The 23,663-nt window shown below is 51.8% G+C and carries 22 protein-coding genes and 4 pseudogenes; 14 read left to right on the forward strand and 12 right to left on the reverse strand.

Features of this window, described 5'->3' with window-relative positions; translation table 11 throughout:
• Positions 1-2: 2 nt before the first annotated feature.
• On the reverse strand, positions 3-539 hold the full coding sequence (locus KQP84_RS13835; RefSeq protein ID WP_215846952.1) for a YniB family protein: 537 nt from the start codon (positions 537-539) through the stop codon (positions 3-5).
• Between the two features lie 142 nt (positions 540-681).
• Here KQP84_RS13835 and hxpB point away from each other — a divergent pair, with 142 nt between their 5' ends.
• The 6 genes from hxpB (at position 682) to KQP84_RS13865 (ending at position 5,993) form a co-directional block, all read left to right on the forward strand.
• Complete coding sequence (gene hxpB / locus KQP84_RS13840) at positions 682-1,350, forward strand: hexitol phosphatase HxpB (protein WP_215846953.1); 669 nt, start codon at positions 682-684, stop codon at positions 1,348-1,350.
• Between the two features lie 173 nt (positions 1,351-1,523).
• Positions 1,524-2,360: a 5-dehydro-4-deoxy-D-glucuronate isomerase gene (kduI, locus tag KQP84_RS13845; RefSeq protein ID WP_215846954.1), complete on the forward strand. Its 837-nt coding sequence runs from the start codon at positions 1,524-1,526 to the stop codon at positions 2,358-2,360.
• A 16-nt stretch (positions 2,361-2,376) separates the two neighbouring features.
• A complete protein-coding gene (gene kduD / locus KQP84_RS13850) occupies positions 2,377-3,138 on the forward strand; it encodes a 2-dehydro-3-deoxy-D-gluconate 5-dehydrogenase KduD (protein ID WP_215846955.1) in 762 nt (253 codons plus the stop codon).
• A 137-nt stretch (positions 3,139-3,275) separates the two neighbouring features.
• The gene (locus tag KQP84_RS13855) at positions 3,276-3,866 is read left to right on the forward strand and encodes a metal-dependent hydrolase (protein ID WP_215846956.1); all 591 of its coding nucleotides are present in this window, start codon (positions 3,276-3,278) and stop codon (positions 3,864-3,866) included.
• Between the two features lie 151 nt (positions 3,867-4,017).
• Positions 4,018-5,409 carry an L-cystine transporter gene (locus KQP84_RS13860; RefSeq protein WP_215846957.1) on the forward strand — a complete coding sequence of 464 codons (1,392 nt, stop codon included), beginning with the start codon at positions 4,018-4,020 and terminating at the stop codon, positions 5,407-5,409.
• Positions 5,410-5,606: 197 nt separating this feature from the next.
• Positions 5,607-5,993 (forward strand): DUF6515 family protein, encoded by a 387-nt coding sequence (locus KQP84_RS13865; RefSeq protein ID WP_215846958.1) that lies wholly within the window; start codon positions 5,607-5,609, stop codon positions 5,991-5,993.
• A 54-nt stretch (positions 5,994-6,047) separates the two neighbouring features.
• On the opposite strand, the gene osmE is transcribed toward KQP84_RS13865, so the two are convergent.
• Positions 6,048-6,383 carry an osmotically-inducible lipoprotein OsmE gene (gene osmE / locus KQP84_RS13870; protein WP_215846959.1) on the reverse strand — a complete coding sequence of 112 codons (336 nt, stop codon included), beginning with the start codon at positions 6,381-6,383 and terminating at the stop codon, positions 6,048-6,050.
• Between the two features lie 190 nt (positions 6,384-6,573).
• Between osmE and KQP84_RS13875 the strand changes: the two genes are divergently transcribed.
• The 6 genes from KQP84_RS13875 to cho all read left to right on the forward strand — a co-directional run bounded on the left by KQP84_RS13875 (position 6,574) and on the right by cho (position 11,180).
• Positions 6,574-7,161: a TetR/AcrR family transcriptional regulator gene (locus KQP84_RS13875; RefSeq protein WP_215846960.1), complete on the forward strand. Its 588-nt coding sequence runs from the start codon at positions 6,574-6,576 to the stop codon at positions 7,159-7,161.
• Entirely contained in the window at positions 7,158-8,348 is a 1,191-nt protein-coding gene (locus KQP84_RS13880) for a multidrug effflux MFS transporter (protein WP_215846961.1), read from the forward strand. The genes KQP84_RS13875 and KQP84_RS13880 overlap by 4 nt, the downstream gene beginning before the upstream one ends.
• Before the next feature lie 129 nt (positions 8,349-8,477).
• On the forward strand, positions 8,478-9,302 hold the full coding sequence (gene nadE / locus KQP84_RS13885; protein ID WP_215846962.1) for an NAD(+) synthase: 825 nt from the start codon (positions 8,478-8,480) through the stop codon (positions 9,300-9,302).
• 64 nt (positions 9,303-9,366) lie between these two features.
• On the forward strand, positions 9,367-9,615 hold the full coding sequence (locus KQP84_RS25440; RefSeq protein WP_252515281.1) for a drug/metabolite transporter permease: 249 nt from the start codon (positions 9,367-9,369) through the stop codon (positions 9,613-9,615).
• Positions 9,567-10,256 carry an aromatic amino acid DMT transporter YddG gene (yddG, locus tag KQP84_RS13890; protein ID WP_252515282.1) on the forward strand — a complete coding sequence of 230 codons (690 nt, stop codon included), beginning with the start codon at positions 9,567-9,569 and terminating at the stop codon, positions 10,254-10,256. Before KQP84_RS25440 ends, yddG begins: the two co-directional genes overlap by 49 nt.
• Before the next feature lie 63 nt (positions 10,257-10,319).
• A complete protein-coding gene (gene cho, locus KQP84_RS13895; protein WP_215846963.1) occupies positions 10,320-11,180 on the forward strand; it encodes an excinuclease Cho in 861 nt (286 codons plus the stop codon).
• A gap of 104 nt (positions 11,181-11,284) precedes the next feature.
• Here the strand turns inward: cho and spy are convergent.
• The 7 genes and pseudogenes from spy to KQP84_RS13925 form a co-directional block, all read right to left on the reverse strand.
• Positions 11,285-11,775 (reverse strand): annotated as a pseudogene (spy, locus tag KQP84_RS13900) (ATP-independent periplasmic protein-refolding chaperone Spy).
• A 282-nt stretch (positions 11,776-12,057) separates the two neighbouring features.
• Positions 12,058-13,053, reverse strand: a complete 996-nt coding sequence (astE, locus tag KQP84_RS13905) for a succinylglutamate desuccinylase (RefSeq protein WP_215846964.1) — start codon at positions 13,051-13,053, stop codon at positions 12,058-12,060.
• A 49-nt stretch (positions 13,054-13,102) separates the two neighbouring features.
• Positions 13,103-14,430: pseudogene (astB, locus tag KQP84_RS13910) on the reverse strand (N-succinylarginine dihydrolase).
• The gene (gene astD, locus KQP84_RS13915) at positions 14,427-15,890 is read right to left on the reverse strand and encodes a succinylglutamate-semialdehyde dehydrogenase (RefSeq protein ID WP_215846965.1); all 1,464 of its coding nucleotides are present in this window, start codon (positions 15,888-15,890) and stop codon (positions 14,427-14,429) included. The pseudogene astB and the gene astD overlap by 4 nt, the downstream one beginning before the upstream one ends.
• Complete coding sequence (locus KQP84_RS26465; protein WP_505543753.1) at positions 15,887-16,129, reverse strand: hypothetical protein; 243 nt, start codon at positions 16,127-16,129, stop codon at positions 15,887-15,889. The genes astD and KQP84_RS26465 overlap by 4 nt, the downstream gene beginning before the upstream one ends.
• Positions 16,130-16,192: 63 nt before the next feature.
• A pseudogene (astA, locus tag KQP84_RS13920) lies at positions 16,193-16,931 on the reverse strand (arginine N-succinyltransferase); the annotation flags it as partial.
• Positions 16,928-18,147: pseudogene (locus KQP84_RS13925) on the reverse strand (aspartate aminotransferase family protein). The pseudogenes KQP84_RS13925 and astA, both read right to left, overlap by 4 nt.
• A gap of 925 nt (positions 18,148-19,072) precedes the next feature.
• On the opposite strand from KQP84_RS13925, the gene KQP84_RS13930 reads away from it, so the two are divergent.
• Positions 19,073-20,146 carry a porin gene (locus KQP84_RS13930; protein WP_305798589.1) on the forward strand — a complete coding sequence of 358 codons (1,074 nt, stop codon included), beginning with the start codon at positions 19,073-19,075 and terminating at the stop codon, positions 20,144-20,146.
• Between the two features lie 52 nt (positions 20,147-20,198).
• Here the strand turns inward: KQP84_RS13930 and KQP84_RS13935 are convergent, their stop codons facing one another.
• Both KQP84_RS13935 and KQP84_RS13940 read right to left on the reverse strand, forming a co-directional pair.
• Positions 20,199-21,104 carry a bestrophin family protein gene (locus KQP84_RS13935; protein ID WP_215846966.1) on the reverse strand — a complete coding sequence of 302 codons (906 nt, stop codon included), beginning with the start codon at positions 21,102-21,104 and terminating at the stop codon, positions 20,199-20,201.
• A gap of 99 nt (positions 21,105-21,203) precedes the next feature.
• Positions 21,204-22,667: a YchO/YchP family invasin gene (locus tag KQP84_RS13940; RefSeq protein WP_215846967.1), complete on the reverse strand. Its 1,464-nt coding sequence runs from the start codon at positions 22,665-22,667 to the stop codon at positions 21,204-21,206.
• 17 nt (positions 22,668-22,684) lie between these two features.
• On the opposite strand from KQP84_RS13940, the gene KQP84_RS13945 reads away from it, so the two are divergent.
• Entirely contained in the window at positions 22,685-22,861 is a 177-nt protein-coding gene (locus KQP84_RS13945) for a hypothetical protein (protein WP_215846968.1), read from the forward strand.
• Here the strand turns inward: KQP84_RS13945 and KQP84_RS13950 are convergent.
• A complete protein-coding gene (locus tag KQP84_RS13950; protein ID WP_215846969.1) occupies positions 22,858-23,655 on the reverse strand; it encodes an SDR family oxidoreductase in 798 nt (265 codons plus the stop codon). The two genes, KQP84_RS13945 and KQP84_RS13950, sit on opposite strands and share 4 nt — an antisense overlap.
• Positions 23,656-23,663: the final 8 nt, after the last annotated feature.

The following is a 23,663-nucleotide window of genomic DNA, read 5'->3' on the forward strand; positions in this document are numbered from 1 at the left end:
GCTTAAACGAATCCCAGCAGGGAGAGAGCGAAATATCCCGCTATCGCGATGACGACAGGCAAAACATAAAGCGGAAAAACCTGTAGGAACAGGGTGTGACGCGGCACACGAATCTTCTCTTCTAATTGCTGACGCGAGCGCCCTTCGCTGCCTTTTGCCTGCTCAAGGATCATTTGATCCTCAACACCTTCTTTAATATGACGCGCCTGGCGCCCCATGCGTGAACCTGATGCTTCCAGCGCCAGCCCCACAAAAATCAGAATATAGATAATCCAGAAGCCGAGATTCATTTGACCATTAAAATCGGGCACCGGCGAGTTATGCCAGAAGAAGCCAAGGAATGGCGTATTGAAGCGCACCATATCGATTATTACATGCACAAAATCCAGCATCACAGCATCAATACCTGGCTGCTTTTCACTGTGCTTAAACATAAAGCTCAGCACGGAAATTACCGTTGAAAGCAATGCCAGCAAAAAGATTATCCAGCCAGCGACGCGCTTAAGGATGGCGATACGGCCAGCCTGTTGATAGGTCATGATATCTCCTGAACCCAAAATCCAATGTGCACTCAGTCTACCTGCGCAGGGGAAATTTCCCAAAAAATGAGCGTACTGCGCCCGTTAAGCACACCTCATGCCGTCGTGTTAAGGTAGCGCAAACTTAATAAGGAGACGTCGTATGTCTTATCACCGCCCTGTTCTTGCTGCCTTATTCGATATGGATGGATTGATTATCGATTCTGAACCTCTCTGGGATCAGGCTGAAATGGATATCTTCTCGACGCTGGACGTTGACCTGACGCGCCGTAATGAGCTGCCTGACACACTCGGCCTTCGTATCGATCAGGTGGTGAGAATGTGGTACGAAACACTGCCGTGGAATGGCCCAAGCCAACACGAAGTGACGAACCGCATTATTGCGCGTTCGCTTTCACTGATTGAGGAGACGCGTCCGCTGCTTCCAGGCGTGAAAGACGCGTTAGAACTGTGTCAGCAGCAGGGAATGAAAATTGGCCTCGCTTCTGCTTCACCGCTACATATGCTTGAGCGCGTATTAGAAATTTTTGATTTGCGCGCCTACTTTGATGTCCTGGTTTCTGCGGAATCCTTGCCTTACAGCAAACCGCATCCGCAGGTTTATCTGGATGCCGCTGCCAAACTCGGTATCGATCCCTTGAACTGCGTCACGCTGGAAGATTCGTTTAATGGCATGATTGCCACTAAAGCCGCACGCATGCGCTCTATTGTTGTGCCTGCAGCCGAATACCGTGACGATCCGCGTTGGTCGCTCGCCAATGTTAAACTCGACACGCTCACGCAGTTAACCGTTGCTCATCTTCAAGGCTAAATTTAGCCCGCCAGCAGGCGGGCTTTTATTTACCAAAGTTCAGAGAATTGATCTCTGCCGCAAATAAATAAAACAACGTTTCATTTTTATTGAATTCACATACCACTCTGCCTAAGATGCGCAAAGAATCCCCCAACCGGGGCGCGCACAACAATTTTGCAGAGAGGCCTGAGATGGACGTTCGTCAAAGCATTCACAGCGATCACGCCAAGCAGTTGGATACCGCCGCGCTTCGTCGCGAATTTCTGATTGAGAAAATCTTCGAAGCAGATACCTATACGCTGACCTACAGCCACATTGATCGCATCATTATCGGCGGTGTAATGCCGGTGAACAGTACCGTTAACTTCGGCGATGAGCTCGGCAAGCAGTTTGGCGTGAGCTACTTTCTTGAGCGACGCGAACTCGGCGTGATCAACGTGGGCGGGCCGGGCGTGATTGAGGTTGATGGCAAAACCTGGGAAATCGGCAATCAAGAAGCGCTGTATGTCGGCAAAGGTGCCCGCAACCTCAGTTTCCGCAGCGACAATCCCGCTCAGCCCGCCAAGTTTTATTACAACAGTGCGCCCGCGCACACCACCTTTCCTGATAAAAAAATCACGCTACAAGAAGCCTCGTCGACAACGTTAGGCGATGCAGCCACATCCAATCGCCGCACAATCAACAAATTCATCGTGCCCGATGTTTTACCCACCTGCCAACTGACCATGGGTTTGACCAAACTGGAAGAAGGCAGCTTGTGGAACACCATGCCATGTCACACTCATGAGCGCCGCATGGAAGTCTACTTCTACTTTGATATGAGCGAAGAAACTGCGGTGTTCCATATGATGGGCAAGCCGCAAGAGACACGCCATCTGTTGGTACACAATGAGCAAGCCGTCATCTCGCCTAGCTGGTCAATTCACGCTGGCGTGGGTACACAGCGTTATACCTTTATCTGGGGCATGGTGGGTGAAAATCAGGTCTTTGATGACATGGATCACGTCAAAATCAGCGAACTGCGTTAAGCAGAGGAGAAGCAAAATGATACTGAATGCATTTAATCTGGAAGGTAAAGTGGCGCTGGTAACCGGCTGCAACACCGGTTTAGGACAAGGAATGGCGCTTGGACTGGCACAAGCAGGTTGCGATATCGTTGGTGTCAACCGTGCCGGTCCTGATGACACCCAAAGCAAAGTCGAAGCGCTGGGTCGCAAATTTTGGGCCGTGCAGGCCGATCTTACTCATCCTGAAGTGGTTTCTCAGGTTGTCGAAGAAGCCGTCGCCGCCGCCGGTAAAATTGACATTCTGGTAAACAATGCCGGCATTATCCGTCGCGAAGATGCGCTGAACTTCAGTGAAAAAGACTGGGATGATGTCATGAACATCAACAGCAAAAGCTTGTTCTTTCTCTCTCAGCAGGTAGCACGCCAGTTTATTGCCCAAGGTCACGGCGGCAAGATCATCAACATTGCCTCCATGCTCTCCTTCCAGGGCGGGATTCGCGTTCCTTCGTATACGGCTTCAAAAAGTGCAGTGATGGGTTTAACCCGCCTGATGGCCAATGAATGGGCAAAACACCACATCAATGTAAATGCCATCGCGCCGGGCTATATGGCGACCAATAATACCGAGCAGATACGTAACGACGAATCACGTAGCGAGGAAATTCTTGGCCGCATTCCAGCCGGACGCTGGGGTAATCCTGATGACATGATGGGACCGGTCGTTTTTCTCGCTTCTGCCGCCTCCGACTATGTCAACGGGTATACGCTCGCCGTTGATGGAGGATGGCTGGCACGTTAATGATTTGGGCGGGCCACGTAACGTTGCCCGCTATAATTTGAAAAAATTAACGCTTCGTTACAGCGTCACATGTTCTCATTTACTGGTTAAATCCCTATACTGGATGCATCGACAGTTTTTTGCAGCCAGGTTTTATCATGACGGGCGAAGGCCACATCATTTTTGCCATTGCCAGCGCTATATTCGCTAAACGCGCCGAACTCACTCCAGTGATGGCGGAAGCGGATTGGTGGCATTTGATCCCAGCAACGTTACTTACCTGCTTGCTGCCTGATATCGATCACCCTAAGTCCCTGCTCGGCCAACGATTAAGATGGATTTCTCAGCCTATCGCACGCGTCTTTGGTCATCGCGGATTTACTCACAGCCTGCTGGCCGTCGCTGCGGCATTATGGTTGTTTCAAGTCAACGTTCCCAAAGAGTGGCCGCTTCCGGCTGATGTGCTGCAAGGCATGACGCTGGGTTATCTCAGTCATATTGTGGCAGACATGCTTACACCTGCCGGTGTACCGCTGTTGTGGCCCTGCCGCTGGCGTTTTCGCTTGCCGATTCTCAGAAGCCAAAAAGGCAATCAGCTGGAACGTGTTTTGTGCCTTGGCTTGGTGGGATACGCCTTGTGGTTTCCGGTCGGAATGCCTTCCTTTGGTGCAAACGGTTGGCCCAGCCAATTGTTTGATACGCTGCAAAATGGCGTCAGTCGCCTCATCTCTGCACAAAGTGCACAGTAAACAGACAAATCACGACGTTAAGTTATAAAGCATTCCATTTGGATATAAGGCTGCACCACAACCTACTGATACCATTCGGTCAGGCTTAATTCGTGATTAACATTATGCTGCATACCGCTTACTTTCTGCAGCATTACTCTGGAGTTTCAGTATGGACCTTCCTCTTATTCTAAATATTGTGGCTTTTGTGCTGCTACTGGCGCTGCTTTCGCGGTTCGGTCGCAATTCATGGAGCCTGTCGAAAAAAGTGCTGACCGGTTTAGTGATCGGTGTGCTTTTTGGTTTGGTATTACAGCTGATTTATGGTGAAAACAGCGCAACGCTGAAAACCTCCATTAGCTGGTTCAATATTGTCGGTAATGGTTATGTACAGCTCCTGCAAATGATCGTCATGCCGCTGGTGTTTGTCTCCATTCTCAGCGCCGTGGCACGCCTGCATAACGCCTCGTCATTGGGTAAGATCAGCGTACTTACTATTGGTGTGCTGCTGTTTACTACGGCAATTTCAGCGTTGGTTGGCGTATTTGTTACCGGCCTGTTTGGCCTGAGCGCTGAAGGTTTAGTGCAAGGTGTGCAAGAAACCGCGCGCCTGAGTGCTATTCAAAGCAACTATGTTGGCAAGGTTTCCGATCTCAGCGTTCCACAACTGCTGCTCTCCTTTATCCCAAAAAATCCGTTTGCCGATCTGACAGGCGCGAACCCAACTTCGATCATCAGCGTGGTGATTTTTGCTGCTTTCCTCGGCGTAGCTGCATTGCAACTGCTGAAAGATGATGAAGTAAAAGGTCAGCGCGTGCTGGTGGCGATTGATACGCTGCAATCCTGGGTAATGAAGCTGGTGCGTCTTATCATGAAGCTGACGCCGTATGGCGTGCTGGCGTTGATGACCAAAGTGGTTGCCGGTTCGAACCTGCAAGACATTGTTAAACTCGGCAGCTTCGTGGTGGCCTCTTATCTGGGTCTGGCAATGATGTTTGCCGTGCATGCGCTCCTGCTGTCGGTAAATGGCATTAATCCGATGCGCTTCTTCCGCAAAGTTTGGCCGGTAATTACCTTTGCTTTTACCAGCCGCTCCAGCGCTGCCAGCATTCCATTAAGTGTTGAAACGCAGACGCGTCGCTTGGGTGTTCCTGAATCCATTGCCAGTTTTGCCGCCTCATTTGGTGCCACCATCGGTCAAAATGGGTGTGCTGGACTTTACCCAACCATGCTGGCGGTAATGGTGGCGCCTACCGTCGGTATCAACCCATTTGATCCGCTGTGGATTGCGACGCTGGTTGGCATTGTTACGCTTAGCTCTGCAGGCGTAGCAGGCGTGGGTGGCGGTGCGACTTTTGCAGCGCTGATTGTACTGCCTGCAATGGGCCTGCCGGTAACGTTGGTGGCGCTGCTAATCTCCATCGAACCGTTGATTGATATGGGCCGTACCGCCTTGAACGTGAATGGTTCAATGACAGCAGGCTCGTTGACCAGCCGCTGGTTAGGTTTAACAGACAAAAAAGTGTTGGAAAGCGACGAGCACGCCGAGCTGGCACATCGCTAAATTCAGCCCAAAGCCTGGCGACTTTACGCCAGGCTTTTTTATCTTCCCGCAGAAAACCCTCCACAATTTCTCGCCATCATGGCGGCCCCGTTAAGAAAGCGTTAAGCGTAGTAAGCAGGCGAAAAATCGCTGTTTTTCAGCTTGTCTTTAACCGCTAAAAAGAGAATCCTGCAGGCAGTCTTAGTAGGAGAATACGCATGAAAAAAGTTATCGCCTCGGTACTGGCGTTAACCCTGTTATCGCCTGTTTTTGCCTTTGCTCATCCTGGTGATTGGGGGCATGGGCCGGGCCCACATTGGGGAGGCGGAGGTCCACACTGGGAGGGGCCAGGTCGACTGGGTTTCCTGCCTGACGCCGCTACCGCCGTATTGATTGGTGGACTCACCTATTACCTGCTCAATGGCAGTTACTATCAGCGACAGGGCGACAATTACGTTGTCGTTGAGCCTCCTGCTGAACCTTCCGGCGGCGGCATGCGCGTCCTGGACTTTAACGGCAAGCGGTTTTATGTGCAGGAAGGTCACTACTATCAGCGTGAAATCAACGGCGATTATGTTGAGGTCCCGCGCCCTTCGGGTTTATAACCCCGTAACGAAAAACGGCCCGTCATTGACGGGCCGTTTGTTTTCAATCTGCGATTACTGATTAGCTTGTGGGTCAGTATCGTACTCAGCACAGCTCTGGAAGCCATAATTCATAACGCGACCGGTATCGCTATAGCTCACGAAGTAGGTCTGCGGTTTTCCATCGCGCTCGCCCAGTACATAAGTCTGGCAAGTGCCGCGTGCGTGAACCATCGTGATTTCAGTTGACGGCGTACCGGCGATTTGGCGAACCTGATCGCGCGTCATCCCTTTTTTGACATCCTTAACTACCGGCTTAGTCACGTAGCTTTCTGCGCGATCGTAAGTCGTACAACCAGACAGAGCAGCCAGCGTCAGCGCCGCAGCGATACATCCCATCACTTTATTCATCTTGTTGTTCCTCATTTTTTGTCCATGTCAGAGAAGCCTGGAACATAAATGCAGGTTTATCAAGTTTATGGCGAACTTTAAGTGCAGTCCGAAGCGTCAGGTTTTAGTAAAGAAAGCTGTTTTGACGTCAAGGCATCCGTATAATCGCCAGCGAGAATAAGCACTCTCAAAACTATTATTTGGAGTTGGCATGACCAAACAGCGTGAAGCCCGAGAAGAACGCCATCGCACCCGCAAGGATGAAATCATCTCAGCGGCGCGTCACTGCTTTCGCCAATTCGGTTTTCACGCGGCCAGTATGGCGCAGCTGGCAAGGGGTGCAAATCTCAGCGTCGGGCAAATTTATCGCTATTTTCCCAGCAAAGACGCGCTGATTGAAGAGATGGTAAAGCGCATCGTCGACAACAAAGTTGCGGCCATGAGCGACCATTTCGACGCCCAGCACATTGCGACCCTGCTTGCCTGTCGCATAACGCTAAGCGAGGAGGATGAAATGCTGATGCTGGAAGTGGCTGCCGAAGCGAGCCGCAATCCACGCGTGGCAGAAATACTGAGCGCTGCTGATGAGCGTATTTTCAGTAATGCCTGCCATAACATGCAGCTGAATCATCCGCAGCTTAATGAAGAGCAGATTACCGCTCGCGTTGAGGTACTGGCGGTGCTGGTTGAAGGTACCGCCTTTCGTCAGTTGACACCGCAGAAGGCGTCAGCCACCTCACTTCACTCCCTTTACCACGCCTTGATTCATCATATTGTTAAAAATTCAGAGGATAAATGACACCTGCACACTCTAACCGGCTGGTCTATGCCATCACGCTGGGATTACTGGCAGCACTTGGGCCGCTTTGTATCGATCTCTATTTACCTGCGTTGCCACAACTCGCGCACGATCTGAATACTGAAACCTCCACTGCACAACTCAGCCTGACAGCAGGTTTATTAGGGCTTGGCGCGGGACAACTTTTGTTTGGCCCGATGAGTGACAAATTTGGCCGCATTCGCCCACTGATGTTATCGCTGGTTCTGCTGTTTATCGCCTCGATAGGGTGCGCACTGGCACAGGATATTAACCAGCTTCTGCTGGCGCGTCTGTTCGAAGGATTAGCCGGTGCGGGCGGCGCAGTGTTATCACGTGCGGTGGCGCGTGATATGTACAGCGGGCACGAGCTTACTCGCTTCTTTGCTCTGCTAATGCTGGTTAACGGTCTGGCGCCCATCGCTGCGCCCGTGCTGGGTGGCGTGCTGATGACGGTGCTTAATTGGCGTGGCATTTTTGTGGTGCTGGGCTGCATCGCCGTGTTGCTGATCTTCCTCGCACGTTGGAAATTACATGAAACGTTACCTGAAGAGCGCCGCAGTAAAGGATCCATCTTTTCAGCCTATGCCGCTTTAGGCCAGGTGATAACGCATCGTCCCTTTATGGGTTTTTGCCTGACCCAGGGCTTTATGATGTCAGGCATGTTTGCCTATATCGGCGCTTCACCTTTCGTCTTACAGCAAATTTACGGTTTATCGCCGCAGGCCTTCAGCTTCTGCTTCGCTGCCAATGGTGTCGGCCTGGTTATCGCCTCGCAAACCAGCGCCCGCCTCTGCCCGCTTTGGGGTGAATATCGCGTGCTAAAAGGCGGCTTGACGCTGGCCTTTGTCGCCTCAAGCCTGCTGTTGCTGGCCACCCTCACCGCTGCGCCATTACCGCTGCTGCTGGTCGCTCTTTTCTTTACCATCGCCAGTAATGGCGTGATTGCGACTACGGCCTCTTCGTTGGCAATGCAGAGCCAGGGGCATCGTGCAGGCAGCGCATCGGCTGTTATTGGCGTCACGATGTTCAGTCTGGGCGCTTTGGCTGTGCCGATCACCGGTATCGGCGGAACTTCGGTCTTAAGCATGACGGCAACGATCTTTGGCTGCTTCATGTCGGCGATAGTGATGTTCACGCTGCTGGCAAAAAACCTGAGCCCAAGGTGAAAACTGCCTGATTTAGCAACGGTTAACCGAAAACATCCGTCGCATTGACTTGTTGTTTTCGGTTATGCACGTTAGCTTTAATAGACAGTTCGCATCGTGCCGACAGGCTACTGACTTGAGGAGATGTTCATGTCACTGCAGCAGGAAATCATTGAAGCCCTTGGCGTTAAGCCAACAATCGACACTCAACAAGAGATTCGCACCAGTATCGATTTTCTCAAATCCTATCTTAAGCGCCATACAGGCTTAAAAACCCTGGTACTGGGTATAAGTGGCGGCCAGGATTCCACGCTCGCTGGTAAATTATCGCAGTTGGCTATCGCTGAGTTGCGTGAAGAAACAGGCGATAATGATTACACCTTTATCGCGGTGCGCTTGCCTTTTGGCGTGCAGGCGGATGAGCAGGATTGTCAGGATGCGTTGGCCTTCATTAAGCCAGATCGTTCGCTGGCGGTGAATATCAAGGAAGCGGTGCTTGCCAGTGAACGTGCATTGCAAGAGGCGGGCATTACGCTTTCCGACTTTATCCGTGGTAACGAGAAAGCGCGTGAGCGCATGAAAGCGCAGTACAGCATTGCGGGTATGACCAAAGGTGTTGTGGTCGGCACCGATCACGCCGCAGAAGCCGTAACCGGCTTCTTTACCAAGTACGGCGATGGCGGTACCGATATCAATCCTCTGTTCCGCCTCAATAAGCGTCAGGGTAAGCAGTTACTAAAAGAGCTGGGTTGCCCAGAGCATCTCTATTTGAAAAAGCCGACTGCAGATTTGGAAGACGATCGTCCTGGCCTGCAAGATGAAGTCGCGCTTGGTGTCACTTACGAGATGATTGATGATTATCTTGAAGGCAAAGAGGTTGCACCTGAAACTGCCCATATTATTGAAGGCTGGTATCTGAAAACCGAGCATAAACGTCGTCCACCGATCACCGTTTTCGACGATTTCTGGAAGTAAGCCCACCGATTTCCCCTGCCTGCGTGCAGGGAAATACTCTCCACTCAGTCCTGTTGAGTCATCAATGCTAACCCCGCTTTCTCGTGCCACCCTGATTGGTTTTACCGCAATTTTGCTCTGGAGCACTACCGTTGGCCTGTTACGCAGCGTCAGTGAGGCTTTTGGTGCCACCGGTGGCGCCGCGTTAATTTATTCGACAACTGCATTATTACTCTGCTTCACACGCGGTATCCCCAACATCGGCGCTATGCCGAAAGCCTATTTATGGGGGGTGGCGCGCTGTTTGTCGGTTATGAAATCAGTCTGGCATTAGCGATTGGCCTTGCCAGCAATCGCAACCAATCGCTGGAACTGGGGATGATCAACTATTTGTGGCCCTGCCTGACTATCATCCTGGCGATTCCCTTTAATCAGCAGCGTTTTAGCCTGTGGCTGTGGCCCGGATTAGCGCTCTCACTGCTGGGGATTATCTGGGTGATGAAAGGTCAAAGCGCAGGATCCCCCGCTTTGCTGCTGAACAATCTTTCAAGTAATCCGCTGGCTTACGCATTGGCCTTTATCGCGGCCATCGCCTGGGCGCTCTACAACAACATCACACGGCGTTATTCACGCGGAACCAACGGTGTGACGCTATTTTTTATGATGACCGCGCTGGCGCTGTGGCTGAAATATGTCTTTGATGCACAAAGCGCACCGCTGCACTTTGGCCTGCGCCCGCTGCTGGAGGTGCTGTTTATGGGAACGTCCACTGCCATTGCCTATTCTGCGTGGAATCACGGCATTCAGCATGGCAACCTCACGCTGCTGGCGACGGCGTCCTATTTCACACCCGTATTATCCGCCTTGCTGGCATCTTTGTGGTTGGGTTTAACGCCTGCGCTGGCTTTCTGGCAAGGCGTATTAATGATCACGCTGGGATCGATAGTCTGCTGGCTGGCAACGCGGCGACTTTAAGCCGCTGGCGAACATTTCACCGCCCTGTTAGACTGTATGGACAACCAGTAATTGGAGTTCATCTTGGTCCGACGTGCAGCAACGCACCGCCTCGAGTTCGACGCGGCTGCTATTTATCAATATCCCGAACACCTGCGTGAATGGCTGGAAGGCCTGCCGAATGTACCCGGCGTGTATACCTTTCATGGTGAAAGCGAAACGCTGCCACTCTACATCGGTAAAAGCGTTAATTTACGTTCACGCGTGATGTCCCATTTCCGAACGCCGGATGAAGCCAAAATGCTGCGTCAGTCGCGCCGCGTGACATGGATCCCCACCGCAGGCGATCTCGGCGCGCTGCTGCTTGAAGCGCAGATGATCAAAACCCAGCAGCCGCTGTTCAACAAACGCCTGCGAAAAAATCGTCAACTCTGCTCCTTGCAGATCACCGACGGTAAACCGCAGGTGGTGTATGCGCGCGAACTCGACTTTACCCAGTCACCGAATCTGTTTGGTCTCTATCGCAGCCGTTTTGCCGCACTGGAAAGGCTCAAGCAACTGGCGGACGACTATCAACTCTGTCATGGATTATTGGGACTGGAAGCGCTTAGCGCCCAGCGCGGCTGCTTCCGTTCAGCGTTACGTAAGTGCGCGGGGGCGTGTTGCGGTAAAGAGCCGATCAGCGATCATCAAGATCGCCTGCTAACAGCACTGGAGAATGTCCGGGTGTTTTGCTGGCCATGGCAAGGTGCGGTGGGATTAGTCGAAACCGGTAAAAACATGACGCAGATTCACGTCATCGATCACTGGTTCTATCTGGGCTCGGTTACGACGCTGGAAGAAGCAAAGTTGCTGAAGCGTGCGCCGGGTGGATTCGATCACGACGGCTACAAAATTCTCTGCCGCCCGGTTCTGTCGGGTGAATATCCGATTCATCCTCTGTAGCACGTCACTCAAAGCCCTGGCAAAACAAAACCGCCGACGCTGCCCACGACACGAATGAGGTGGACAACGTCGGCGGTCTCAAGACCTTAGAGTATCAGCGCGAATTACTCCGCTGGTGGTGGCGTCATTTTGCCGTCATGCGGGCCTTTCTCGGTCAGGTGCTTTTCAAAATTCGCGTTGTACTGTTTTTTCTGCTCAGGCGTCAGCACGTTATAGAGTTTGTTCTGCGTTTCCATCATGGCAACCGCATTCTCTTTTGCATTGACGGTCATTTTATCAGCCTGCGCTTCAGCTTTGGCTTTATCGAAGCTATCAGCGGCGATCAGCGCATGATTAGCACGGCGCTCTTCCAGCGACGGGCGCTTCATTTCTTTGCGGCTCTGTTTCATGATATCGCGCATCTCTGTTTTTGCGCATCGGTCAGGTTCAGACCTTTAAACATCATGTTCATGCCATGGTGCATCGGCGGCTTATGCATTGGCTTTTCGCTACCGGCTGCTGGTGGTGGCGTCAAGTTGTCAGCCGCAGCGTGGACAGCGCTAGCTGCACCAAACGCCAGCGAAGAAGCCAGTAAAAGGGAAGTCAGTTTACGCATAATAGTGTCCTTATTATTCAGATTAATGACGACAGCGCTCTGTCGTGTCTTCGGAAACAAGCATACGACGCTGAACGTCAACTACTCAGAGGCTGAGTAAAGCCGTGAAAGCATAAAAGACAGAAATCCGGCAATCATGAAGAGAATGAGAAGAAATGCGTGAGGAATTGCAAAAGAGTATGAATTTACTGCGGAAACGCGAGAAATTAAGGAGGAGTGTAAGGCTTCTGGTAAGAAAGCGGAAGCAAAACTCCCGCGGGTTTAGGTCAAAAAGAGCCCATTCTAGAGTGGCAGCGCCTGGGTCTGCTCGCCCTCTTCTATTAACATCAATCCTGCACGCAATCCCAGTGCGACATTGGGATTAGGAAACAAGACATATTCTCGTGCCTGCTGAACGTAGTAGCGCGTCTCGCCATCCTCCGCTAACAACGTCCCTTGTGGAAACGCCGTGAAGTTCAGCGTGTCGCTGCCCATATGCAAAACGAAACTTTCGCTCTTGCGCGTAATCTGTTGCGCTACGCGATAATGTTTTGGTCGTTGCGTAATATCGGGTAAAGCCTCGCCATAAAGCAGTGCAGCCAATGCTTGCTGAGCAGCGGAGAACTGAGACAAATCATTCTTACCAAACGGCAGCGCTTTACCCAGCTCCAGCGTACAGCTGGCAGCCGCAAAATGTTCACAGCTAAAATGGGTAAACGTGCCAGCGGGCGCGCGATGAAATACCAATGCTTCCATACCCGCCGCTGCCAGCCAGTCGAGAAACGCCGGCGGCCATGGACGATCGCTCTGCGGCATCACGCCAAAGCGCGTGTGATATGAGCCGCGAATAGCGGTATGCAGGTCCAGATGCCAGCGCGTTTCGTCCACCTCACACGCTTGCCAGAACGTTTCCACCGCTTGTTCAAGATGCAAGACGCGGTGCGCTTCATCCCCATCGACAATCTGCTGCCAGCGTCCGCCAAACAGGCGATTAATATCGTAATGCATGTAACGCTTACCGGCTTTTAACGCGATCGGATTGCCCAAGATCACTAACAGCCGCTGTTGCAGCGGTTTTTCGCCGTTTAATAACGGCAGCAACAGCTGATTAAGCATCTCCACCGGCGCGGTTTCATTACCGTGTATCCCTGCTGAAATCACCATTGCCTGAAGCGCTTTTTCTTTTGGCTCCATCAACAGAATGCCGTGGTCGAGCCATTGCCAGTGAAGGTGCGCGGTTTCACCTTTACGTTTGCGTGGCGCTCTACCGGACAGCGTCTGTTGTAAAAAATCCTGCATCGTTCCTCCTTATCGCGTGAAGTGAAGGGCAGCCGCAGCTGCCTGCACTTCACTGCTGAAATGCGTACACATTTCCTAAGTCTAGCAGCTTGGTCAACGCATCCAGCGCTTCACGTCCTTCACGCAGTAGTTGTGGGTCAGCAAGATCGGCTTGCGTCAGGCGATCACGGTAATAACGATCAATCCAGTCATTCAGCTCAGTAAACAGACGATCATTCATGAATACGGCTGGATTCACTGCCCGCTGCTCTTCCGGCGTCAGTACCACACGTAAACGAAGACACGCTGGGCCGCCGCCGTTTGCCATGCTTTCGCGCAGATCAAACACCTTAAGCGCCTGCAGCGGGCCGCCCTTTTCGACTTCCTCACAGAGGAAATCCCAGACGCGGGCATGTTGGCGTGACTCTTCAGGTAAAACCAGCATCATGCTGCCATCAGGCCGGCTAAGCAGCTGGCTGTTAAACAGATAGGTGTTCACCGCTTCCTGTACGCTAACCCGATTTTCTGGCACTTCAATCGCAACAAAACCGGGCACGCGCTGTTTCAGCTGTGCCAGCAACGCGGCCTGCTCTACGAATGCGTGCTGATGGCAAAACAGGACGTTTTGATTACTGACCGCAATAACATCGTTGTGAAAAACGCCCTGATCGATCACTGCCGGGTTTTGCTGAGCAAAGAGCAGCTGATCAGCGGAAAGCTGGTGCAAGCGCGCCACCGCTTCGCTGGCTTCACGGGTTTGTCGTGCGGGAAAACGGTGAGGCGATGTCGCCTCGCGGCTGGCTTCGCGTCCATAAACAAACAGCTGTACACCCGCCTCGCCATAATCACCGCCAAAGCGATTGTGGTTGGCCGCCCCTTCATCACCAAACATTGAAACTTGCGGCAGCGCGTCATGCACGATGAAGTGCTGCGGATCGCGAAAGATGGCCTGAAGTAATTGCGCCGTTTCTGGGGCTTCAATTGCCCGGTGAAATTTATTGTTGAGGTTGGCAACCGTAAAATGCACCCGGCGATCGGCGCTGTCCGCCGAGGGGAAACCGTTGCCGCATTCGCCACCCACATTGCCGAGGCGGAACTGGCAGAAGACAATAAACCCGGCGCCGTCTGCGCGGCGTTAGCCAGCACCTGCTCATCGCTGCCGCTGAAACCCAGCTGGCGTAGCAAAGGCAGATTAGGACGCTCATGCGGCGGAATCACGCCTTGCACAAATCCCATGTCTGCCAGCGCTTTCATTTTCAGCACGCCCTGTTTGGCTGCCAGCCGTGGATTAGAAGGCTGGAGCTGATTACGCGTTGAAGCGACGTTGCCAAACGACAAACCGGCGTAATGGTGAGTTAACCCCACCAATCCGTCAAAGTTAGCTTCTTGCGCTTTCATTTTGTCGCTCCTGAGAAATCCAGACCCGGCGATAAAGCGGCAGGCAGCGTGAGATCGGGCGTTTCCAGCGAAGCCATTGGCCAGGCACAATAATCGGCGGCATACCAGGCGCTGGCTCGATGATTACCAGAGGCACCAATGCCGCCGAATGGCGCCGTACTGGCAGCACCGGTTAACGGTTTATTCCAGTTCACAATCCCGGCGCGCGCTTCCAGTAGCAGCTGATCGAAATGCGCACGTGAAGGCGAGATTAAACCGCATGACAAACCGTACCGCGTCTGATTTGCGAGCCGAATAGCCTGGTCATAATCGTCATAGCGAATAACGCCCAGCAATGGACCAAACACCTCTTCATCGGGCAGGTTTTGGACCTCGGTAAGATCGATAATGCCTGGTGTGAGCAGCGCGCGTTGGCGATCGGGCCAACGCATTTCCAGCAGCACGTTACCGCCTGCGTTCACCCGCTGCTGCCATTCATGGAATATTTTCTCTGCCGCGCTGCAAGAGATCACGCTGCCCATAAAGGGCTGTGGCTCGGCATCCCAAGCGCCCGGCTGTAAGCGTGCACTAACTTCAACCAGACGTTGCAGGAAAGCATCTCCCGCCGCTCCCCGCTTTACCAGCAGGCGGCGAGCGCAGGTACAGCGTTGACCCGCAGTGATAAACGCTGATTGCAACGCAACATGCACTGCGGCATCAATATCTGCAGGATCTTCGACGATCAGCGCATTATTGCCGCCCATCTCCAGCGCCAGCATTTTCTCAGGCTGTCCGCCAAACTGTCGATGTAATTGATACCCGGTGTTGGCGCTGCCGGTAAACAGTAATCCATCAATTTGGTTATCCGACGCCAATGCCTGTCCGGTTTCGCGTGCGCCTTGCAACAGCGCCAACACGCCTGCAGGCAAACCGGCTGCCAGCCATAAGCGCACGGTTTTCTCTGCCGTCAGTGGCGTAAGTTCGCTGGGTTTAAACACCACACAGTTGCCTGCCAGTAAAGCGGGCACAATATGTCCGTTCGGCAGATGGCCCGGAAAATTGTACGGCCCAAATACCGCTAACACGCCGTGTGGACGGTGGCGCAGCGAGCTTTCGCCATCCGCTTGTTCACCCGTGCGCGTATGGTAGGCTTTGATGGAAATCGCGATTTTATTGATCATCGCCCCAACTTCGGTCAACGCTTCCCAGCGCGGCTTACCGGTTTCGCGCGCAATGGTTTCTGCCAGCTCAACTTTGTTGGCTTCAAGCTGGGCGGCAAATTTTTCAACGTACACCTGGCGTTGCGCAAAAGGTAACGTCGCCCACGCAGGAAAGGCTGCGCGGGCAGCTTCACACGCTGCCTCAACCTGTTGTGCTGACGCAGCCTGACCTTGCCACAGCGTTTCGCCGCTGACCGGATCCTGTTTAGTCAGGGTTTCAGCGCTACCGGCCAACCATTCGCCTTTAATCATCTGCGTCATGCTGTTTTCTCCTCGCGGTTCTTATTTTCATTGAAAAGTGTCACTACGCGCAGGCTATCACCCGGCTGACATTTCAATGCCTGCATCTGTGCATCCGTTAATTGCACGCTGCCGCTTTCAGGATCGACCGGCAAGAGCGCCACGCGAAACTGGCGATACTGGCTGTTCGCTACCAGGCAGAGTGGACCCTCCGCCTCGGTTTTACCCTTTACGACATTCACTACACGGCTTTTGCGCACCGCGCGAATGCGATCGATATCGCATTCCAGCGTTGGGCCACCATCAAAGATGTCGATATAGTTCAGGTAACGGAAACCTTCCGCTTCCAGCACCGCGCGCGCGGGGCGGTTTTAGGGTGAACTTCGCCAATTACCGCCTGCGCCTCTTCGGTCAGGTAATGAATGTAAAGCGGATGTTTCGGCATCAGCTCGGCAATAAACGCCTTCTGACCGGTGCCGCTGAGAAAATCAGCCTGGCTAAATTCCATAGAAAAAAGCGGCTACCCACGCTGTCCCAGAAGGGTGAATGCCCTGTTTCATCGCTGACGCCACGCATCTCTGCCACGACCCGATCCATAAAGCGATCGCGGAAACTGGCCATAAACAGAAAGCGCGATTTAGACAGCAGATAGCCATTTTTGCCGTCGCGGTAATCGGGATCGAGAAACAGGGTGCAAAGCTCGCTGCTGCCGGTGTGATCGTTGCTTAAATAGAGCGTGGGTAACGCTGCATAGACGTTGAGTTCTTTGGAGGCATGCACATGCGTGCCAACGCGAAAGTTGTACCAAGGATCTTGTAAACCCACCGCCACTTCAATGGCGCAAATGCCGACCGCGCGATTGTCTTCACTATCCGCCAAAACAAATACATAGCCTTGCTCGGCGCGGGGCAAGCTGCCATCCCAGGTTTGTAGCGAACGTTCGATACGTGCTTGTAAGGTGGCGCTGTCAACCGGCAGCGAGGTTAGCCCGCCACCGGTTTTGCCCGCCAGCGCCATTAACTGGCTTAAATCATCCCGTTCAACCGGACGAATAACCATCATGACGATGTTCCTCGCACAAAGGATTCACACGCCTCGGCAAAACGTGCCATACCTGTTCTGAGTTCTTGCTCGCTGATATTCAGTGCAGGGGCGAAACGCACTACATTTGCCCCGGCGATCAACACCATGACGCCCATCTCAGCCGCAGCAAGATTGATCTGTTTTGCCTTACCGGCAAAGTCATCACTCAATACCGCGCCAATCAGCAGTCCGAGTCCCCGTACCTGTTTAAACAGATGTAAACGCTGATTCAGCTCATCCAGCGCCTCAACAATCCAGGTATGACGTTGTGCCACGCCCGCCATCATTTCTGGCTGATTGATCAGTTCCATGACTTTGCCTGCGACCGCGCCCGCCAGCGGATTGCCGCCGTAAGTCGTGCCGTGCGTGCCCACGCCCATGACCAAGGCTAAATCTTCACGCGTCAACATGGCACCAATTGGGAATCCGCCGCCAAGCGCTTTGGCGCTGGTTAATACGTCCGGCGTGATGCCGTAATGCATATAGGCATAAAGTGAACCCGTGCGGCCCACGCCACTCTGCACTTCATCAAAAATCAGCAGCGCCTGATGTTTGTCACACAACTCGCGCAAGCCGCGCAGAAAAACGGGCTCGGCCGGTAATACACCGCCTTCACCCTGAATAGGCTCAACAATCACTGCACAGGTGTTTTCGTTGATCAGCGCGGCGGCGGCTTCAAGATCGTTGAACGCAGCATGCTGAATATCGGGCGGCAGCGGCGCAAAATCTTTTGAATAGGCAGGTTGACCACCCGCAGAGACAGTAAATAAGGTGCGACCATGAAAGGCGTTAGTGAAGGCGACAATGCCGCTTTTATGCGCACCAAAGCGATCGTGCGCAACTTTACGGGCCAGCTTTAATGCGGCCTCATTGGCTTCCGCGCCTGAGTTACAGAAAAAGACCCGATCGGCAAAAGTGGCATCAATCAACTGTTTTGCCAGACGCAGAATCGGTTCGTTGGTATAGCCATTCCCGGTGTGCCATAGGCGAGCGGCCTGATCTTGCAACGCCTGTTGCAGAGCAGGATGCGCGTGGCCCAATGCGTTAACGGCAATGCCCCCGCAAAATCGATATAATCTTTTCCGTTTTGATCCCAAACCGTTGAGCCTTCGGCACGCACCGGCACAAAAGCAGCAGGCGCATAAACCGGCATCATCCATTGATCAAAGTCGTGACGTGAAACGTGCAGTGACATAACTCTCTCTCCTGCTTTCCCGGCTGGGTAAAGCTTTTGTTTTAAAGTTGTTAAATTCTTGATTAACGCTGCTCTACTCTAGATTGCAGATAGCGTGCCAGCCAAGGACAAAAATGCATAAAACGTTTTGACTTACCAAATATCAACGAGTTAAGTGCGAGCACCATTCACTTTATTTGCATAATTAGTGAATAATTATCTTAACGAGGCGCTTGCGCCGAGTATTAAATAGCGGAATTATGCATTTGCGCTATGAAATATCGCTTTTGTGATCGCTGATAAATTAATTGTCCAAAAACGGGCATCTGCTGCCCAATTTGAGGGCATTTTGCGCATTTGCAGTGCAAGCGAGGAATCACGTGAATTAAAGAAAGGGGCAAACGGGGAAATAAGGGATAAACAAGCCAGATTTTTATTATCTATATTAAACAGAATTTAAACAAAGCGAAATTTAGCATGCATTTTAATCATCAATGAAACGCACTGTGCGTTATTCCACATCTATTTCTAACGTTATTATAAAAGCAGAAATATCTTGTCTTGCTGTGTAAAAAACAAGCATGATCAGGCTAATCATTAGATATGGAAATGCTTTTATTTGATAATGGCGTCTGATCATATTGCTATAACACTTTTTTTGTTCTACTTATTACCCGAACAACTTACTTGAATGGAATTAAGTCCACTTAAATCATTAACTGCTTGATCTTTAAATATAATAAAACAAAACCGGCGATTTATCTTTCATATGAAAATCTAATCTCTTTAAGGAAAAATAAACCTTAAATATGCGTTTTTGTGATAACAAAGATTAAATATACATTTTGTTACAGTTATTACGCTAGGATGAATTATCTTTCTGTGTCATTTTCTTTTCACCCCTTCTCTGGGGGATAATAATTAATTGATACAGGTAAATATTAAAATGATGAAGCGCTCTTTACTGGCGGCTGTAATGCCGTTATTGATCAGTATCTCCACTGCTCAAGCAGCAGAAATTTATAATAAAGACGGTAATAAGCTCGATTTAGTGGGCAAAATTAACGTCTCTCATCTGTTTTCTGATGATGACAGTAACAATGGCGATACATCGTCCTATGCGCGCTTTGGTTTCAAAGGTGAAACGAAAATCACCGATCAGTTAACCGGTTACGGATTTTGGCAATATCAATACAGTTTGCGCAACTCTGAAGGCAGCGATGCACAAACCGGTAACCGTACGCGTCTTGGCTACGCGGGCCTGAAATTTGGCCAGGCGGGATCGCTGGATTATGGCCGTAACTACGGTCTGGTTTATGACGCGCTGGCTAACACCGACATGTTGCCATTCTTTGGGGGCGATTCCGGTTATACCGACGCCTTCTTGTCTGGCCGTTCAACGGGCGTGCTGACCTGGCGTAACAAAGATTTCTTTGGTCTGGTTGATGGCCTGAATATCGCCGCCCAGTATCAAGGGAAAAACGATCGCAGCGGCAATACCGACGGCGTGCGCCGTTCAAACGGTGATGGCTATGCGCTGTCTGCTACCTACGACTTTGATTTTGGTCTGAGCTTTGCCGGCGCGTTTGCCAGCCTGGATCGCACTGAAACCCAGAATGCTGCCGCACGCGGTGAAGGCGAGAAAGCACAACATTGGGCAACAAGCGTGAAATATGACGCCAACCAGATCTATCTGGCAGCAATGTACGGCGAAACGCTGAATGCCACACCAATTTCTGGTGGTTTTGCTAATAAAGCGCAGAACTTTGAAGCCGTTGCGCAGTATCAGTTCCTGAACGGCATTCGTCCTTCTGTCGGCTACGTTTCGTCAAAAGGTAAAGAGATCGAGAACATTGGTGATGCTGACATCATCAAATATACCTCTGTGGGTGCGACCTATTACTTCAACAAAAACATGTCGGTCTACGGTGAATACCGCATCAACCTGTTGAAAGATGATAACGCACTCGGCTTGGCGACCGACGATATCACTGCACTTGGCTTGATCTACCAGTTCTAATCGCCCTGCCCTCACTTAACGGCCCGGCCTGTGTCTTCCGGGCCGTTTTCTTTTATGTCAGGCGATAATATTTATCCGGCTGCATGGGCAGCGGCAAGTCGGATTCACCCGCCATCTCGCGCAGATTGATCTCAATATTGGTGCAGATAGCATCCATCGGCAGGTGGTTGTTTTCATACCCGAACGGCATTTCCAGCTCTTCCGCCAGCGTATCCAGTGAAAGAAAGGTATAGGCGATAAACATCGAAACCAGCGGCGTCATCGCATGCAGATCGGGTGCCAACGCAAACGGTAGCAAGGTACAGAAAAAATAGACTGTGCGGTGCAGCAGCAGGCCGTAAGCAAAAGGCACCGGCATGCTGGCAAGACGTTCACAACCGCCCAATACTGCGGCAAGCTGGTTGAGGTTATTGTCGATATTGCCCCAGACAACATCGCTGATATTTCCCTGACGACGCTGCTCTGCCAGCCAGTGTGAGAGCTGCAACTGCAACACGTTTGCCGGTGAATGCCGCTGAAGTAACCCTTCTGCTTCATCCCCTAATAAACGCGTTAAATCTTCACGCGCATCGGTGCGACGAAGCTGATGTTTAAGGCTGGCGCAAAATGCCAGTAACAGCCTTTGTACTCGCGGCGCATCAGCGGGGCAAACCGCCATCACCTGACGCTGAAGAGTACGACAGGCGATAAGCAAGGCACCTAAAAAATGCCGCGCTTCACTAAAGCGGGCAAAACAGACGCTGTTGCGAAAACCGAGAAACACCGCGATAGACACCCCCAGCAAACTAAACGGCGCAAGAGTGAGTTTAATGCCCAGCGTTTCATACCAATTCAGTGATGCCAGCGCGATCAGTGACATCATTAAATTCAGCGATAAGCGAAACAAAATATCAGGCAGCACAGAGCCGTGCCAGGCGAACAAACGAACGAACCAGTGGCGTTGCGGACGAAGGATCATGGTGAGCAGGTGTATAAGAATTTTCGCTGATTCTGCGAGTTTCCTTAAAAACTTTCCACTGGAAAAGTGTGACAATTGTCACACTTTTTTCGCGTTGGATCAGAGACTCATCGCTGGACTCTTTTCGGTGGGTGCCATCAAATCGTAGCGATCATCCTGCTGCTCGCGCACAGCCATGGGCGGCTGAAGTTTAAGGGTGATCCAGTTGGACGTGACACGTTGCTGCTTGGTGTCTTCCAACGTCACGGACAAGCGATATTCGTTCGTCGCATCGGGGGAATTGTCCCATGGCGGCAGAATGACGCTCCAGCCTTGTGGATCATTATTATCTGATGACGGTGTCAAACTCAGCGCTTGTGTATCGCCTTGCCAGCTCACAGCTTTGATTGCGTTGCTGGCGCGAATTTGCAGCTTGAGCGGCAGGCTTTCGCCGCCGTTTAGCTGCCAGGGCGGCGTAGCAAGAAAAACGGATAAGTTTTTACGCTGACGGAACGACAGCACCGGCGTGTCGCTGCGTGTTACGTTGTCGTAGCGGCTTCCCCGCAGCGAGTGCGCAGCCGCGACGTTATTGGCATTGAGTTGTTGACTCAGCGCCACACCAAAACGGTAATTCAGTTTAAGGCCAAGTTGTTCCTGGCTCTCGCCCGCGCTGCTGGTTTTATGCGTAGCAGAAAAGGTCACCAGCGGCACCGGAGTGTATGAGAGGCCAAACGTCATCGCTGAAGGGTTGTGATAGCGGTTGCCGCTGTTAAACAGATCGACATTTTGCCCCAAATATTGCTGCCAGCTCAAAGACATACCCACCTGACGATAAAACGGCAGGTAGCTTTGCGTGGTAATGTCATAACCGCGCGCCATACGCTGCTGCTGGTTATCGCCGAGGTTTTTCCAACCCGAAAGCGGATGATAATAGTTAGCGGAAAAGCGCAGATTATCACTCCACGCTTCCGTGCCCACTGAAGCGCGCTGTAAACCGCTGCTGAAAATGCGATCGATAAACGTGTTGTAACCGAGTAACCACTGCCCCGCTTCCCAACGCTGCCCCAAACCCGCATTCCCGACTAATCCATCTGAAGTGTCATGGAGGCCAACCTGGCTAAACGTAAGATAGCTGTTTTCATCTGCTAACGCGCTAAACAGATCGCCACCCGTGCCGGTGAAGTTGCCATCCATGTCGACCATCAGATCCAGGGTCGCATTGCCATAAGGAGAAAGCAGCGACTGTCCTTCGTTCTCAACGCGATCCGCCACTTCATCACGTAGATGGTTAAACGCCCATACGCCAGCTTGCTGACCAAATGAAGCCTCACTGCTGCTGTTTTGACTGGCTTCACCAATGCTTTTCGCTACCGAAGCGAGCTTTTTACTCCACTCCGCGCTGTTATCGTAATTGCCCAGCGAGGGCAGATTATCCAGCGATTGGCGGAAACGGGCGGGATCGTCAAACGGCGCTTCTGCTACCCGAGTTTCGGGTTGTAGCGCAGCAGCAGGCGCAGTGGAGACGATTGTCGAGGCCACCAAACAGAATGTCAGCGATTTTCGTTTCAATAAGGTTGAAGACATAAGCAATGAGGTCGTTTTTGGGTCTTAAGGTGGAAGAATTTACACAACCAAGTGAGTTTACCTTAACATATTGTGACAGCCGTGCAGGACAGGTCTCATCTTTTGTGCTTATCCGAGAATTTTCTGAGTTTAAAAAACAGGCAAAAAAAGGGTTTGCCACCTGGCAAACCCCTGATTACAGCGGCAGGAATTAAGAGAATATTAACCCGCCATCCACATTAATGGTTTGCCCGGTGATATAGCGAGCATCGTCTGAGGCGAGAAACGCCACCAGCCCGGCAACATCATCTGGCTGCCCGGCACGTTTCAACGGAATATTTTCAACCCACTCCGCCATCAATTCGCCTTTGCCGTACGTTTTCTTGTCGCTGCTCAGAATCTCGCCCCACACGCGATCGTTGTAATCCCACATTTCGCTTTCGATGATGCCTGGGCAAAACGCATTTACCGTGATGTGCCACGGTGCCAGCTCCAGCGCCAGACTTTGAGTAATGCCGATCACGCCCATTTTACTGGCGGCATAATGGGGCGTGTAGATAAAACCTTGTCGCCCCTGCCCCGAAGAGGTGTTGATCAAACTGCCGCTGTTCTGCTGCACCATATATTTCGCCGCCTCGCGGCAACACAACCAGACGCCGGTGGTGTTGACCGCCAGGATCTTCTCAAAATCACTTTTAGGCATTGCGTCAAACCGGTCAATGGTGATAACTCCGGCATTTTGAATTGAAACATCAATACTGCCAAACCGTTTAAAGGCTTGCTGATAAAGCTGCTGCACCTCGCTTTCGACGGTGACATCAACCTGTAACGACAGAATCTCGCCGCCAAACTGCTTTTGTAAGGTATTGGCCGTCTGATGCACGCGATCCGCATTCGATACCATGACCAGGTTCGCCCCATCGCGGGCAAAGCGGGCCGCAATGCCTGCACCAATTCCTCGACAGGCGCCCGTAATCACCACCGTTTTTCCACTGAAATCTCGTGTCATCTTGCCTC

The organism is Candidatus Pantoea bituminis (genome assembly GCF_018842675.1).
Lineage (GTDB): Bacteria > Pseudomonadota > Gammaproteobacteria > Enterobacterales > Enterobacteriaceae > Pantoea > Pantoea phytostimulans.

Coding starts and splice junctions, on each gene's coding strand:
- KQP84_RS13835 (WP_215846952.1), bottom strand. CDS start 539: ATGACCTATCAACAGGCTGGCCGTATCGCCATCCTTAAGCGCGTCGCT.
- hxpB (WP_215846953.1), top strand. CDS start 682: ATGTCTTATCACCGCCCTGTTCTTGCTGCCTTATTCGATATGGATGGA.
- kduI (WP_215846954.1), top strand. CDS start 1,524: ATGGACGTTCGTCAAAGCATTCACAGCGATCACGCCAAGCAGTTGGAT.
- kduD (WP_215846955.1), top strand. CDS start 2,377: ATGATACTGAATGCATTTAATCTGGAAGGTAAAGTGGCGCTGGTAACC.
- KQP84_RS13855 (WP_215846956.1), top strand. CDS start 3,276: ATGACGGGCGAAGGCCACATCATTTTTGCCATTGCCAGCGCTATATTC.
- KQP84_RS13860 (WP_215846957.1), top strand. CDS start 4,018: ATGGACCTTCCTCTTATTCTAAATATTGTGGCTTTTGTGCTGCTACTG.
- KQP84_RS13865 (WP_215846958.1), top strand. CDS start 5,607: ATGAAAAAAGTTATCGCCTCGGTACTGGCGTTAACCCTGTTATCGCCT.
- osmE (WP_215846959.1), bottom strand. CDS start 6,383: ATGAATAAAGTGATGGGATGTATCGCTGCGGCGCTGACGCTGGCTGCT.
- KQP84_RS13875 (WP_215846960.1), top strand. CDS start 6,574: ATGACCAAACAGCGTGAAGCCCGAGAAGAACGCCATCGCACCCGCAAG.
- KQP84_RS13880 (WP_215846961.1), top strand. CDS start 7,158: ATGACACCTGCACACTCTAACCGGCTGGTCTATGCCATCACGCTGGGA.
- nadE (WP_215846962.1), top strand. CDS start 8,478: ATGTCACTGCAGCAGGAAATCATTGAAGCCCTTGGCGTTAAGCCAACA.
- KQP84_RS25440 (WP_252515281.1), top strand. CDS start 9,367: ATGCTAACCCCGCTTTCTCGTGCCACCCTGATTGGTTTTACCGCAATT.
- yddG (WP_252515282.1), top strand. CDS start 9,567: ATGGGGGGTGGCGCGCTGTTTGTCGGTTATGAAATCAGTCTGGCATTA.
- astE (WP_215846964.1), bottom strand. CDS start 13,053: ATGCAGGATTTTTTACAACAGACGCTGTCCGGTAGAGCGCCACGCAAA.
- astD (WP_215846965.1), bottom strand. CDS start 15,890: ATGACGCAGATGATTAAAGGCGAATGGTTGGCCGGTAGCGCTGAAACC.
- KQP84_RS13930 (WP_305798589.1), top strand. CDS start 19,073: ATGATGAAGCGCTCTTTACTGGCGGCTGTAATGCCGTTATTGATCAGT.
- KQP84_RS13935 (WP_215846966.1), bottom strand. CDS start 21,104: ATGATCCTTCGTCCGCAACGCCACTGGTTCGTTCGTTTGTTCGCCTGG.
- KQP84_RS13940 (WP_215846967.1), bottom strand. CDS start 22,667: ATGTCTTCAACCTTATTGAAACGAAAATCGCTGACATTCTGTTTGGTG.
- KQP84_RS13950 (WP_215846969.1), bottom strand. CDS start 23,655: ATGACACGAGATTTCAGTGGAAAAACGGTGGTGATTACGGGCGCCTGT.